This is a genomic window from Variovorax paradoxus (assembly GCA_016806145.1).
Taxonomy (GTDB): Bacteria; Pseudomonadota; Gammaproteobacteria; order Burkholderiales; family Burkholderiaceae_C; genus Variovorax.
On sequence record CP063166.1, the window covers coordinates 4,741,798 to 4,754,638 of the forward strand.

A 12,841-nucleotide genomic window follows, 5' to 3' on the forward strand; every position below is an offset into this window, starting at 1 on the left:
TCATGCAGAAGAACACGACCAGCGCGCCCCGGACCGGCAATGCCATGCCCATCAGCGACGCCCAGATCCAGAAGGCCGTCGCGACCCTCTCGAACGCGCTGCGCGCCGAGAACATCCAGGACCAGAGCTATCTCGGCCTCTACGTGGGCGAGGACGCGCTGCACGACATCGACAACCTCAACAACCAGGTCGTCTACGGCCGCCGCGGCTCGGGCAAGACCCACCTGCTGAAGGCGCTGCAGGAGAAGATCAACAACGACTTCGCCGCCTCGCGCCGAATCGCGGTCTACATCGACGCGCGAACCATCCTGCCGCATGCCGAGGCCGACGGCCTGAGCTGGGAGCAGTACGCGGTCATCCTGTTCAAGAACATCATCCGCAGCCTGGTCAACGCGTTCTCGACCAACCTGCGCGCCATCCACGGCCGCGACGACGTCATCCCGCTGCGCCACGATCCGCGCGACGACGAGGCCGAGCGCCAGCTGCAACGGCGTCTCGAGGCCATCCAGCGCGAGCTCGACGGCAGCTCGCTCAACAAGCTCAAGGAGACGGCGCTCGCCGTCGAGTCGATCGCGCAGGCCGGCGCCTCGCTCAAGCTCTCGAAGGCGCCCGAGCTGCAGGCCTCGGGCAGCCTGCAGACCAAGTCGCAGGAGTCGAGGCTCAAGGACCAATTCATCAGCGTCTTCGACATCGCGAACCTGCTGCAGGACCTGAGCGAGGAACTGCAGCTGAACCGCGTCTTCTGCCTGATCGACGAATGGTCCGAGATCCCGAACTCGGCCCAGAAGCACCTGGCCGAACTGGTCAAGAAGTCCTTCATCGCGAGCCGCTTCAGCTTCAAGATCGCCGCGATCCCGAACCGCACCGACCTCGGCCACAAGACCGACGAGAAGTTCTACGGCCTGGAGGACGGCGGCGACATCTTCGGCTACCAGCTCGACAACCGCTACGTGTTCGAGATCGACAAGGCCAAGACCCGCAACTTCTTCAACCAACTGCTGTGCAAGCACCTCGAGCAGCACAGCCCCAGCCTGTCCGACGAGCTGCTGCTGCCCTCGCGCAAGAACAACGACGCCTTCATCAACGCCTTCCTCACCAACAAGGCGCTGGGCGAACTGCTGATCGCGAGCGCGGGCATCCCGCGCGACTTCATCAACCTCTTCATCCACTCGTACGCGCAGTTCAAGAGCTCGGGCTCCAAGCACATCTCGATCAAGAACGTGCGCGCCGCCACCTCGGGCTGGTACGAGACCGACAAGAAGAAGCAGGTCGACGAGCACTCGGTCGAGAAGAACCTGCTCGAGAAGATCGTGCAGGAGATCGTGGTCGGCAAGAACTCGAGCCACTTCATGATCAGCGAGAAGTACTCGGCCAATCCGCACATCCTCGGCCTGGTGGATTTCCGCGTGCTGCACCTGCGCAAGAAGGGCTACTCGCACAAGGACATGGCGGGCGAGACCTTCAACGTCTACTCGATCGACTACGGCTGCTACAACCACCTGAACATCACGCGCACCGCGCTCGACAACAACACGCTCGAGAACCTCAAGGTGCGCGACGACATCCGCGACATCCGCCGCATCCACCTGAGCGACGCCTTCTTCCAGAAATTCCAGCTCGCGGTCGGCGAGGCCTTCATGTGCGAGCACTGCAAGAAACCGGTCGACACCACGCACGCGGCCTTCGTGAAGCAGTCGCTGTGCAACCACTGCTTCGAGAAGATTCCGGCGCGCAGTGCGCTGGCGGCTTGAGCGGCGCCCGGCTCAGATCGGCTGCGTCAGGTAGAGCGCCTCGCGCCCCACGATCACGCGCTGCGCGGGCATGAACACGGTGCAGTCGTCGACCGGCGCGCGGATCTCGTCGGGGCCGTTGGTGGCGATCAGTTCGCCCTTGGCGAAGGTCTCGAAGCCGATCAGCGGGCGCACGAAGGCGAAGTCCTCGCTCTGGATCACATGCGTCTGCAGCAGCTTGAAGCGGCGTTGCGGTTCGGGCGCGGGCGCGGCCGGGTCCTTGTCGACCAGGCCGAAGTAGGCGAGGAAGTCGTAGGTGACGGCGGTGGCGAGGTCGGAAGCGGAGCGCAGGAAATGCTGGCCGCACTCGACCACCATCGCCACGCCCTTCCCGTCGGGCCCGCCATGGCTGCCGTACTGGATCAGCGGCGTGCCCGAGCCCAGGCCGTCGGGCATCACGAGGTGCACGGGCGGCCGGCCGATGGCCATCGCCACCTTGGCGTTGCGCTCGAAGGACGGATAGACCCAGAACGGCACCACCGGCTGGCTGGTGGAATGGATGTCGAGGATGTGGTCGGCGGCATCGACCACCGGCCGCAGGATGCGCGCGCGGCGCAGCTCGGGGCTGTCCTCGCTGCCGTCGAGCCACTCGGGCGACCAGATGCGGTTGAGGTTGTGGACGATCTGGCGGCTGTCGTAGGGCGCGGCCTCGGTGAAGGACTCGTAGGCGTCGATGTTCGCGAAGCTCACGGTGAGCGTGCCGATCTTCGGCCGCACGCCGTGGTCGAGCAGGTGCGTGGCGGCCGTCATGCCGCAGATCTCGTTGCCGTGCGTCAGGGCGTTGATCAGCACGTGCGGGCCGGGCTTGCCCGATTCGAAGCGGTGCACGTAGTCGACGCCGATGTTGCCCTGGCGGTAGGCGGAGAGATCGCGCGGGAGGACTTCGAGGGCGGGTGGGGATTGGGTCATGGTGGGGTGTGGCGGCTCGGGCGGGATCGGGGTCGCGCGAGTTTGCTACAGGCGGCGCGTTCGTGCTGGGCGCGAAGTACGCGCCTAGGCGCCTTCGCGCACCAGCGCATAGCGCGTGCCCCTGCCCTGGCCCGAGCGCTCGAGCACGCCCGAGGTCGCCAGGTCGGTCAGTTCGCGATAGGCCGTGGCGCGCGACACGCCCGCGATGGCGGCGTACTTCTCGGTGCTCATGCCGCCGACGAAGCCGCCGTTCTCCGCGTCGTAGAGCCTGTTGAGCACCTTGCGCTGGCTCGGCGTGAGCGCCGGATGCGCCGCGTCGAGCCGCGCCCAGAACCCGGCCTTGGCGCCCGCCGACTGGATCTGCGCCAGCGTGCGCAGGCAGGCCTGCTCGACCCGGCCGGCGAACCAGCGAATCCACTCGGTGACGTCCATGCCGTCCTGCGCGCAGGCGGCCTGCAGTTGCGCGTAGTAGCCGCCGCGGTCGAGCCAGAGCTGCTGCGAGAGGCTGAACAGCCGCTGGCTGCTGCGCAGGTCCTGCGCGAGCGCGAGATCGCTGAGCGCGCGCCCGATGCGGCCGTTGCCGTCCTCGAAGGGATGCACGAGCTCGAACCACAGATGCGCGATCGCACTGCGCGCGATGCCGTCGATGCGCGGATGCGCGCGGCCCTCCTCGAACCATTCGAGCAGGGGCTTCATCTGGGCCGGCACGTCGCGCAAGCGGGGCGCCTCGTAATGGACCACGTCGGGTTGGCCGAGACGCGGCGTGACGATCTGCATCGGATCCTCGTGGGTGCGGTAGGCCCCGGTGACGATGCGCGCGATGCCGCTGCGGCCGTTGGGAAAGAGGGCTGCATGCCAGCCGAACAGGTCGTCCTCGGTCAGCGGCCGGTCCCAGTCGGCGACCGCCGCCTCGACGATGTCGAGCACGGCCTCGGTGCGGGCGTCCTTCGGCGCGCGGTTCGCCGGCACGAGCCCCAGCCGGCGTGCCGCGGAAGCACGCACGGAATTCAGCTGCAGCGTCTCGCCCTCGATCTGCGCGGTGGCGATGGCCTCCTGGGTCCACTCGTCGAGCTGCAGCGCGGTCAGGTCGACGAGCTGCAGGCTTCCGGCGACGCCAAGCATCCGCCCCTGGGCCAGCCGGGCGGCGGCCAGCGAGGGCTGCAAGGCCTGCGCGTCGAACTCGAAGCGCGGCCAGCGAGGGGCTTGCCAGATCCACATGAAGCGCACTTTAGAAAAATACGCTTCAAAAATGAAGCGTATTTCCTGGATTTACGCTTCAGCCTTGAAGCGATGGCGGCTGATCTGCGCTTCAGTCCACCGATTCCCCGCGCCGCGCCAGGCATTCCGCCAGCGCCTCCACCCCCAGCTGATACACCCCTTGCCGCCGATGCACCTCGAACCCCAGCCGGCGGTTGATCGCGAGGATCGGCGCGTTGGCTTCCGAGTTGTAGGTCGCGACGGTGCGCAGCTCCGGATGCAGCGCGCGCACGCTCCCGAGCATCGCGGCCTTCACCGCCTTGGCCAGCGAGCGGCCGCGCCAGGCGCGCGCCACGCCGGTCAGGCGCTGGTGCAGCCGCTCGGGGGTGCGCGGGTCCCAGTGCGCCTCGCACATCGCGGCCAGCGTGCCGTCGGCGTCGACCAGCAGCACCAGGTGGTGCTCGCCGCCACTGCGGTCGAGTTCGCGGTACCAGTTGGCGTAGCCGTCGAGCTCGTAGCGCGCGGGCGGCAGTTCGAGTTCGCCGAGCGGCATGTCGTTGAACAGGTCCGAGAACGGCGCCAGCAGTTGCGCGAGGCGCGCCATCGGCGTGCGACCGGGATGGATCTCGAAGCGCAGCGCGCCGCCGGCCGTGCCCCGCGCCTTCCAGCGTGCGAGCTCGTCCGCGTCGAGGCCGTCGATGTGCATGCGGTTCTCGACCACGCGGTGCTTGAGGACCGCGCCCGAGGCTTCGAGGAAGGCATGGCCCGGAGGGTAGAAGGTGTTCATCGTCGCGACGGTCTTGCCGTGCGCGCGCATGAAGGCCAGCAGCGGCACGAGCAGCCGGCTGCCGATGCCGCGGCGCCGGTGCGCGCCGAGCACGCCGAGCCAGGCCTCCGCGTGCAGCGCGAAGGGCTCGCTGTTCGGCGCGTCGGGCCGGCGCCGCCAGACGATGAGGTTGCCGACCAGCTCGTCGCCCTCGCGCGCGACGAAGCGCTCGGCCTCGTGGAAGGGCATGCGGCGCCGCGCGTCGTGCTCGAAATCGGCATCGGCGGCCTGCGGCTCGCCGGGGTGCAGCTCCTCGTCGCGGATGCGCCGGTAGCGGTGGAAGCGCGCCCATTCGGACGCGTCGTCCGCATGGACATCGAAGCGCCGGATCTCGATCGTGTCGTTCGCCATCTCCCGTCCTCCATGTTTTTGTCGGGCGCGCGATTGTGCCGAAGCGCGGTCCCGTGGCGCGCGTGGGCGAACGCATCTTTGGCTTGGCCGAAGGTTGGCGCTTCACAATGGCATCTCCGCCCCCTTCGACGAGGAGTTCGCACATGCCCTTCCCGCCGCTGTCCCGTCTGGCCCTGGCCGCCGCGGCCCTGCTCGCACTCGCGGGCGCCGCCGCGCAGGAAACGAAGACCGACCCCGTCTACACGCGCGCCCGCCTGATGTCCTCGCACGAGGAGCCCGGCGGCAAGCTGTACCTGCACCTGAAGATCCCGCCGCGCTCGAAGCTGCCGTTCACCACCCAGACCTTCAGGCTGGCCGACCGCAAGCTCGCGGCCGACATCGCCGACGGCACGCCGGTCGAGTTCGTCTCGCGCCACCTCGACGGCGAGAACACGGTGGTGGCGATCCGCGCGGTGGCCGAGTGCCCGCGCTTCCAGAAGTGCTGAGCCGCCCCCGCCGCGAACCGTTCACCAGTTGACTTCGCGCTCCGGCGTCGCCGAGATGTGGTGGATCGAGAGGTCGGCGCCGTCGAATTCCTCTTCCTGCGACAGCCGCAGCCCGACGGTCTTCTTGAGCACGCCGTAGACCAGCGCGCCGCCGAGCAGCGCCCAGACCACGCCCATGGCGGTGCCGATGAGCTGCGCGCCGAGGTTCACGCCGCCGATGCCGCCCAGTGCCTGGGTGCCGAAGATGCCGGCCGCGATGCCGCCCCAGGTGCCGCACAGGCCGTGCAGCGGCCAGACGCCGAGCACGTCGTCGATCTTCCACTTGTTCTGCGTCAGCGTGAACATCGCGACGAAGATGGCGCCGGCCACGCCGCCCACCACCAGCGCGCCGATCGGGTGCATCAGGTCGGAGCCCGCGCACACCGCCACCAGGCCGGCCAGCGGGCCGTTGTAGACGAAGCCGGGGTCGTTCTTGCCCATGGCCAGCGCCACCAACGTGCCGCCGACCATCGCCATCACGGAGTTGACCGCCACCAGGCCCGAGATCTTGTCGATGGTCTGCGCGCTCATCACGTTGAAGCCGAACCAGCCCACGCACAGCACCCAGGCGCCGAGCGCGAGGAACGGGATGTTCGACGGCGGATGCGCGGCCAGCGAGCCGTCGCCGCGGTAGCGGTTGCGCCGCGCGCCCAGCAGCAGCACGGCCGGCAGCGCGAGCCAGCCGCCCACGGCATGCACCACCACGGAGCCCGCGAAGTCGTGGAATTCATGGCCCGTGACCGAGGCGATCCACTCCTGGACGCCGAAGTGCTTGTTCCAGGCGATGCCCTCGAAGAAGGGATAGACGAAGCCGACGATGACGGCGGTGGCGATCAGCTGCGGCCAGAACTTGGCGCGCTCGGCGATGCCGCCCGAGATGATGGCCGGGATGGCGGCCGCGAAGGTCAGCAGGAAGAAGAACTTCATCAGGTCGTAGCCGCTCCTGGCCGACAGCTCGGTGGCGCTGACGAAGAAGTGGGTGCCGTAGGCCACGCCGTAGCCGACGAGGAAGTAGACGATGGTCGAGACCGAGAAGTCGACCAGGATCTTCACGAGCGCATTGACCTGGTTCTTCTTGCGGACCGTGCCGAGTTCGAGGAAGGCGAATCCCGCATGCATGGCCAACACCATGATCGCGCCTAGAAGGATGAACAGCGCGTCTGCGCCCTGTTTGAGTGCGTCCATTGGAGCTTCTTGCTGGTTTTTGGATTGATTTGGTGCGCCGCACCTGAATTCAGCAGGACGGCGGGCCAATAAAGCAAAAATGGTGCCTGCAAGCTCGTCAATGGTGCGAAACGGGCCGAGATGGGGCCGAATGAACCCGATGGCCGGCGCGACGCACCGGAACGGATGCCGCCTGACGGTGCATGAAGCACCCGCGCGGCGGTTCAGGAGGCCGTCGCGCCGCGCAGGGCCTCGCGGTAGCGCCGGCTGCACGGCACCGTGCTGCCGTCGTGCATGTGCAGCCGGGCATCGCCGCCGTCGAGCGGCTCGATCTCGCGCAGCCGCGAGAGATTGACCGCGTGGCTGCGGTGCACGCGCACGAACAGCGCCGGATCGAGCTGGGTCAGGAAGTCGGTCAGCGTGGCGCGCAGCAGGTAGTCATGGCCGTTGACATGCAGGCCGACGTAGTTGCCCTCGGCCTGCAGCCAGTCGATGTCGCTGGCGGCGATCAGGAATTCGCGGCGCAGCTTGCGCACCAGGAAGCGCTCGGGGCGCGCGGGCGCCGGCGGCGGCGCGGGTTCGGCGGGCGGCGGCGGCACGTCCGCGGCCGGCGCTGGCTCGGCATCGGCCGGGCGTGGCGGCCCTTGCGGCCCTTCAGGCGCTTCGTCCGGCGCGTCGAGCACCCGCGCCTCGCCCTGCCAGCGCAGCATGAACATCCGGTAGGCCCAGATCCCGAACACGATCGAGACGTAGGCGCGCACGTCCTTCAGGTACTCGTAGCCCCATTGCGCGGCCCAGCCGCCGAACGCGTAGTGCTCGCCGGCGGCGGCATAGGCCAGCGAGCGCAGCGCGAACATCGCCATCACGTGAACCAGGCTGAACGCCACGCTGGCCGCGAGATGCCAGGCCAGGTAGCGCACCAGCCTGCCGGGCGCGAGCGAGGCCAGCGGCGAGAGCCGCCGCTCCAGCGCCACGATGGCCGGCACCAGCAGCAGCAGGACCAGATGGCTCGAGCCTTCCCAGACCACGATCTCCCAGGTTTCGCGCGGCACCGCGCGCGAGCGCGCGTCGACCATCGCCACCGTGGTGTTGAACAGCGCCTGCAGCGCCATCACGACGATCCAGAAGCCGACCTCGACGTAGCGGCGGATCGGTTCGTAGCGGTGGTAGAGGTCTTTGCGCGGGCCGGCCATGGCGGGCGATTGTCGCGATCCGCGAGGCGAACGGGGCGGCAGGGGCCGCCAAGGGACGGATTTCGCGCCCGGTTTCGTCCCACCGGGGCCACCGCTCGTCACAAAGCGCCGGCGATCCGTCCCCCGGCCGCGCCGCTACCGCGCCGCTGCCGGACCATGGCCGCTCGTTCAGTCCCCGATCCAGGAGCCTTCATGCCCACCGACCGATTTCCACGCAACCCCGTCCCGCCGGCCGCCGAAGCGCGCCGGCACGACATCGACGCCCTGCGCGCCCTCGCCTTCCTGCTCGTCATCGTCTATCACGTGGCGATGTACTACGTGGCCGACTGGCCCTGGCACCTCAAGAGCCCGCATGCGGCCGAGTGGCTGCAATGGCCGATGCGGCTGCTGAACCTGTGGCGCATGGACCTGGTGTTCCTGATCTCGGGCGTCTCGCTGGCCTTCCTGAGCCGCCACCAGGGCACGGCGGCGCTGCTGCGCGGCCGCGGGTTGCGGCTGATGCTGCCGCTGGCCTTCGGCATGGCGGTGGTCGTGCCGTACCAGGCCTATGCCGAGGGCGTGGCCCACGGCCTGGTGGCGCCGGGCTTCGGCGCCTTCCTCGCGCGCTACCTGCCGATGAGCCAGCCCTGGCCGAAAGGCGCCTTCGCGGGCGCCGAGTTCGGCATCACCTGGAACCACCTCTGGTACCTGCCGTACCTGTTCGTCTACACGGCCGCGGTGGCGCTCAGCTTGCCGCTGTGGCGCTCGGGCCCGGGCCAGGCGCTGCGCCGGGCCTTCAACGGGCTGCGCGGCGGCTGGCTGCTGCTGCTGCCGGCGCTGCCGCTCGCGGCCTTCACGCTGCTGCTGGCGCCGCACTACCCGCCAACCCACGACCTGGTGCGCGACCCCTTCCTGCACAGCATCTACTTCACCGTCTTCCTCTACGGCTACTGGATGGGCGCCGACAGCGGCATCTGGCGCGAGCTCGAGCGGCTGCGCCGCGTGTCGCTGGCGCTGGCCGTGGCGGTGGTCGGCGCCTACATCGCGGCGCGCACGCTGGGCGCCGGCCGCGTGCCCGACGAGGTCAACGCCGTGCTGCGCTCGCTCTACCTCTGGACCGCGGTCGCCACCCTCCTCGGCCATGGCCACCGCCACCTGAACCGCCCCTGGCCCTGGCTGCGCTGGGCCAATGCCTCGGTCTATCCCTGGTACATGCTGCACCAGACGCTGATCGTGCTGGCGATCGCCTGGCTGGCGCCGCTGGCGCTGGGCCCGGTGCTCGAGCCGGCGCTGATCCTCGCGGCCACGCTGGGCGGCTGCTGGCTGCTCAACGACGCGCTGATCCGCCGCGTGCGCTGGCTGCGGCCGCTGTTCGGCCTGCCGATGCATGAGAAGCAGGCGCCGCAGCGGGCGCCCGCGGCGGCGCTCACGGCCGCGCGCTGAAGGGCTCAGCTCCTGTCGTCGGGCACCGGCACCAGGATCGTGCTGCCCGTGGCCAGCAGCTTCAGCGTGCCGTCCTCGGCCTCGCCGAACAGTTCGGCGGCGGTGAAGACCTGCTTGCGCCCGGCCTTCACGACGCGCCCGCGCGCCACGAAGACGCGGCCCAGCGCGGGCGCCATGCAATCGACCGAGAAGTGCGAGGCCAGCACGCGGCCCGCCACGGTGGCGGCCGCGAAGCCGCAGACGGTGTCGAGCAGCGCGCCGATCATGCCGGCATGCAGGAAGCCGGCGTACTGGCCCATGTCGGCCTCGCGCCATGCCATGCGCAGCTCGGCCTCGCCCTTTTCCGCGCGCACGACTTCGAAGCCGGCCCAGCGGTTGAATGCGGCCGTTCGATTCAAGGCCTGGATGGTGTCTAGCATCGGATGCTCCTTCGAGAGGGGGACTCTCCTTGTCGACCAGAATGGGTCGAGCCCACTCTACGAAGCGCCCCCGGCCCGGTCCGTCGCATCCGTGACCGGAACGCGCGCGGTAGTTGCATCGGCGACAGCCCGCGCACGCAGCGCGAGCGCCGCGATCGACAAGGCGAAGGCCAGCGCGCTGGCCGCGCAGCGCCAGAGGTTGGCGGCATGCCAGCGTGCGCGCGTCTCGGCCCAGTCGGGCGGCAGCGCGCGCGGATCCCACGACTCCGTATACGCATTGAGCGGCAGGTTCACCTGCGCGGTGAACAGCACGATGCCCAGCGCATAGAGCACGCCCGCGAACGCGAGCAGCCCGAACCAGCCGCGCCGCCATTCATCCCGGCCGGCCGCGAGCGCCAGCGCGCTCAGTACCGGCGGGCCGAAGAAGAAGCCGAAGAACATCGCATGCCGCACATGCCTGTTGAGGCTGGACTGCACGACGGCATAGCTCGCGCCGTCCATCTGCAGCGTGGCGAGGCTGACGTTGAAACCGTAGGCCCAGAAGAAGCCGGCCATGAGACCGAAGGCGAAGACGGCGAGGCCATGCAGGCCCCAGCCCGCGGATGACAGCACAAAGGAGATCGGTGAGGTGCGTGACGGCATGCGCCGACTGTGGCGCGCGCCGCCCCGGCCCGCCTTAACCTGCGATAAGCCCCATCTCCGCACGCAGCCGCGACAGCGAGACATCGGTCATGCCGAGGTAGGACGCGAGATGGCGCAACGGAATGCGCCGCGCCCAGTCGGGCCGCTCGCGCAGCAGCGCCTCGTAGCGGGCACGCGCGTGGCATTGCAGGAAGGCCTGCTCGCGCCGCAGCTTGTCGTCGAACAGGGCCGCCAGCGCCGCCAGCCGCAGCGCGGTCCACGAGGGCAGCGCCGCGACCGCCGCTTCGAGCACGTCGCACGGCAGGCAGCGCACCACGGAGGGCTCGAGCGCCGCGATGAAGAAGGCGGCCGGCTCGTCGCGCAGCAGCGGCGTCACGGGCCAGACGAAGGCGTCCTCGGCATGGAAGTTCTTGTTCGACTCGCGGCCCTCGGCATCGAGGTAGTACAGCCGCAGCAGCCCGCGCTCGACCCAGAAGGCATGGCGCCAGGCGTTGCCAGCGGCCAGCAGCACCGCGTGCGGCGCCAGGGTCTCGCGGCGGGCCGCGCCGGCGAGCGCGGCGAGCGGCCCGGCGCCGAGTTCAGGGAAGCGGCGCGCCAGGGCCGCGCGCCAGGCGGCATCGGTGGCGTCCGGCGGCTGCATGGCCTGGTGCCTCAGGCGACCGCGTCGTCCTCGGCCGCCGCGGCCCTGCCGCCCTTGCGCTGCTGCTTGCGCGCGGCCTTCTTCGCCTCGCGCTCGGCATCGGCGCGCTGGCCCTCGGCCAGCCACTGGGCGAACTCCTCGGGCGTCTCGAGCGTGATGCGCCCGAGGTTGCCGGCGCGGAACTCGTGCATCACGATCTCGGCCGCCTTCTGCAGGTTCACGCGGCCCTTGCCGAGCAGCGCGCCGCGCTTGCGGCCGATGGTGTCGAGCAGCGCCTCGTCGCGCATCTCGGCGAGTTCGCCGGGCGCATGCTCGTGCTCGACCAGCTTGAAGCGCGCGACCAGCCCCGCCGCGTAGTGCTGCTTGAGGCAGCCGAGCAGCTCGAGCGCCACCTCCTCCTCGTCGAAGGCGTTGCGCCCCACCGCGCCGCTGGCCGCGAGGTTGTAGCCGCTCTTGGGCACCACGATGCGCGGCCACAGCATGCCGGGCGTGTCCCAGAGGTAGAAGTCGTCGGCCAGCGTGATGCGCTGCTCGAGCTTGGTGATGCCGGCCTCGTCGCCGGTCTTGGCCTTGCGCCCGCCGGTCAGGGTGTTGATCAGCGTGGACTTGCCCACGTTCGGAATGCCGCAGATCAACACCCGCATCGGCTTGGCGAGCCCGCCGCGGTTGGGCGACAGCGCATGGCAGGCGCGCACGATCTGCTGCGCGGGCGTCGAGAGGCTGGCGTCGAGCGGGATCGCGCGCGTGGCCGGCAGCGCGTTGTAGTGCGCGAGCCAGCGCTCGGTGCGCTCGGGATCGGCCAGGTCCTGCTTGTTGAGCACCTTGAGCGCCGGCCGGTTGGCGGTCAGCCGCGCGAGCATCGGGTTGGCGCTCGAGCCGGGCAGCCGCGCGTCGAGCAGCTCGATCACCACGTCGATGTCCTTCACGCGCTCGGTGATCGCCTTCTGCGTGAGATGCATGTGACCGGGGAACCACTGGATCGCCATCGGTGCGTGTCTTTCTTGTTTCTGTGTCTGTGGCTGCGGGGAGCCGGGGCGGTGCATGCACCGGTCCGGGGTGCGCATTGTGAACCGCGAACCTGAATGGATCGATACGCCCCTGCCGCGCGGGGATACCGGGGTCTTTGCCGCGCGGGGGTCGGCCGGCGCGCTTGCAAAGTCTTGCGCCGCTCGCGCGTGCCAGCCCCTATGATTTGTCCGAGAGCGCGCCTTCCGGCGTCGGTCGAATCCAGACTTTTTTCAAGGAGTGCCGCGATGAAACCCGTCTCCGAATTGCTCAAACGCCACGATTCCTCGGCCTGGCGCACCTCGCCGGGCACCACGGTGTTCGATGCGCTGGCCACGCTGGCGCATTTCGAGGTCGGTGCCCTGATGGTGATGGAGGGCGACCGGCTGGTCGGCTTCCTCTCCGAGCGCGACTACACGCGCAAGGTGGCGCTGCAGGGCAAGAACTCCAAGGAGGTCAAGGTCTCGGAAATCATGACGCCCGACGTGATGACCGTGAACCCGCAGACCCCCACCCACACCTGCATGGCGCTGATGAGCCAGCGCAAGTTCCGCCACCTGCCGGTGGTCGACGGCGACAGGGTGGTGGGCATGATCTCGATCCAGGACCTGATGGACGACATCATTGCCGACCACGAGCAGACCATCGAGCAGCTCACCCACTACATCCAGAGTTGAGTGCAAGGGGCGCCGCCGCGCCCTAATTCCCGCGTCAGGCAGACGCAACACGGCGACGCTAGACTGCGCGCGCCCGCCCTCG

13 protein-coding genes are annotated in these 12,841 nt (G+C 69.4%); 4 read left to right on the forward strand and 9 right to left on the reverse strand.

What is annotated here, in order from left to right; translation table 11 throughout:
• Positions 1-44 precede the first annotated feature (44 nt).
• The gene (locus INQ48_22120; protein QRF60841.1) at positions 45-1,751 is read left to right on the forward strand and encodes an ATP-binding protein; all 1,707 of its coding nucleotides are present in this window, start codon (positions 45-47) and stop codon (positions 1,749-1,751) included.
• 12 nt (positions 1,752-1,763) lie between these two features.
• Here the strand turns inward: INQ48_22120 and INQ48_22125 are convergent, their stop codons facing one another.
• The 3 genes from INQ48_22125 to INQ48_22135 form a co-directional block, all read right to left on the reverse strand.
• Positions 1,764-2,699: a succinylglutamate desuccinylase/aspartoacylase family protein gene (locus tag INQ48_22125; GenBank protein ID QRF56052.1), complete on the reverse strand. Its 936-nt coding sequence runs from the start codon at positions 2,697-2,699 to the stop codon at positions 1,764-1,766.
• Between the two features lie 84 nt (positions 2,700-2,783).
• Positions 2,784-3,917 (reverse strand): Fic family protein, encoded by a 1,134-nt coding sequence (locus tag INQ48_22130; protein ID QRF56053.1) that lies wholly within the window; start codon positions 3,915-3,917, stop codon positions 2,784-2,786.
• Positions 3,918-4,008: 91 nt separating this feature from the next.
• Complete coding sequence (locus INQ48_22135; protein QRF56054.1) at positions 4,009-5,073, reverse strand: GNAT family N-acetyltransferase; 1,065 nt, start codon at positions 5,071-5,073, stop codon at positions 4,009-4,011.
• 173 nt (positions 5,074-5,246) lie between these two features.
• On the opposite strand from INQ48_22135, the gene INQ48_22140 reads away from it, so the two are divergent.
• Entirely contained in the window at positions 5,247-5,558 is a 312-nt protein-coding gene (locus INQ48_22140; GenBank protein ID QRF60842.1) for a hypothetical protein, read from the forward strand.
• Between the two features lie 21 nt (positions 5,559-5,579).
• Here INQ48_22140 and INQ48_22145 read toward each other — a convergent pair whose 3' ends face one another.
• Positions 5,580-6,782 (reverse strand): ammonium transporter, encoded by a 1,203-nt coding sequence (locus INQ48_22145; GenBank protein ID QRF56055.1) that lies wholly within the window; start codon positions 6,780-6,782, stop codon positions 5,580-5,582.
• A gap of 203 nt (positions 6,783-6,985) precedes the next feature.
• Entirely contained in the window at positions 6,986-7,954 is a 969-nt protein-coding gene (locus tag INQ48_22150) for a LytTR family transcriptional regulator (GenBank protein QRF56056.1), read from the reverse strand.
• A gap of 192 nt (positions 7,955-8,146) precedes the next feature.
• On the opposite strand from INQ48_22150, the gene INQ48_22155 reads away from it, so the two are divergent.
• Entirely contained in the window at positions 8,147-9,376 is a 1,230-nt protein-coding gene (locus INQ48_22155) for an acyltransferase family protein (GenBank protein ID QRF56057.1), read from the forward strand.
• Positions 9,377-9,381: 5 nt separating this feature from the next.
• On the opposite strand, the gene INQ48_22160 is transcribed toward INQ48_22155, so the two are convergent.
• From INQ48_22160 to ylqF, 4 genes are read right to left on the reverse strand one after another with little or no spacing between them, the layout of a single operon-like run.
• Positions 9,382-9,795, reverse strand: coding sequence for a PaaI family thioesterase (locus INQ48_22160; GenBank protein QRF56058.1), 414 nt, complete (start codon positions 9,793-9,795; stop codon positions 9,382-9,384).
• 57 nt (positions 9,796-9,852) lie between these two features.
• Complete coding sequence (locus INQ48_22165) at positions 9,853-10,437, reverse strand: DUF1772 domain-containing protein (protein QRF56059.1); 585 nt, start codon at positions 10,435-10,437, stop codon at positions 9,853-9,855.
• Between the two features lie 34 nt (positions 10,438-10,471).
• Positions 10,472-11,077 (reverse strand): Crp/Fnr family transcriptional regulator, encoded by a 606-nt coding sequence (locus INQ48_22170; GenBank protein ID QRF56060.1) that lies wholly within the window; start codon positions 11,075-11,077, stop codon positions 10,472-10,474.
• Between the two features lie 11 nt (positions 11,078-11,088).
• Positions 11,089-12,063: a ribosome biogenesis GTPase YlqF gene (gene ylqF, locus INQ48_22175; GenBank protein ID QRF56061.1), complete on the reverse strand. Its 975-nt coding sequence runs from the start codon at positions 12,061-12,063 to the stop codon at positions 11,089-11,091.
• Between the two features lie 267 nt (positions 12,064-12,330).
• Here ylqF and INQ48_22180 point away from each other — a divergent pair, with 267 nt between their 5' ends.
• The gene (locus tag INQ48_22180) at positions 12,331-12,759 is read left to right on the forward strand and encodes a CBS domain-containing protein (GenBank protein ID QRF56062.1); all 429 of its coding nucleotides are present in this window, start codon (positions 12,331-12,333) and stop codon (positions 12,757-12,759) included.
• Positions 12,760-12,841: the final 82 nt, after the last annotated feature.